General features: G+C 76.0%; 1 protein-coding gene. It reads left to right on the forward strand.

Annotated elements, in window-relative coordinates; all coding sequences use genetic code 11:
• Window positions 1-29 precede the first annotated feature (29 nt).
• Entirely contained in the window at window positions 30-350 is a 321-nt protein-coding gene (locus FNQ90_RS26120; RefSeq protein ID WP_182608553.1) for a 4a-hydroxytetrahydrobiopterin dehydratase, read from the forward strand.
• The last annotated feature ends 220 nt before the right edge of the window (window positions 351-570 follow it).

The raw sequence follows: 570 nt of genomic DNA on the forward strand, positions 1-570 counted from the left end.
ACCCACCCCCACGAGCACCGAGGAGCACGATGTCCGCCACCCCACTGACCGACGCCGAGATCTCGCAGGCCCTTGCCTCGCTCCCCGGCTGGCGGTCCGAGGGCAGCGCGCTGCGCGCGAAGTACACCATCGGCCGCAACGCCCTGCCCGGCTTCTACTCCTCCGTCGCGGCGGCCGAGGACGCCGCCAACCACCACGCCCGGATCGACATCCTGTACGGGACGATCGGATTCGAGCTCAACACCCACGACGTGGGCGGTGCCATCACCCACCGGGACACCGACCTGGCCGGCCGGATCCACGAACTGGCGGAGGAGCACGGCGCCACCCCGGCCGACCGGAAGGACTGAGCCCCCCGCACCGGGCCGGTCCCGGGCGACCCCGGAAGGACGCCGTCCCTCCACCCGGTCCCCAGCCGGCCCGGGACCGGCGAGTAGAGTGCCGTTCCGGCCGCCCGCCGCACCGACCGGGCGCGGGCGCCGACCCGGGAGCGGGGGCAGGACCCCGTGGACCCGGGCCGGGCCCGGAGCGTTCCGATCGCCCGGGGCCGCTTCCGGAGCCGACCCGAGG

It is taken from the genome of Streptomyces alkaliphilus (assembly GCF_014141535.1).
GTDB classification, from domain to species: domain Bacteria; phylum Actinomycetota; class Actinomycetes; order Streptomycetales; family Streptomycetaceae; genus Streptomyces; species Streptomyces alkaliphilus.

Excerpts from the sequence above, each read along its gene's own strand:
- FNQ90_RS26120 (WP_182608553.1), top strand. The coding sequence starts at position 30 with ATGTCCGCCACCCCACTGACCGACGCCGAGATCTCGCAGGCCCTTGCC.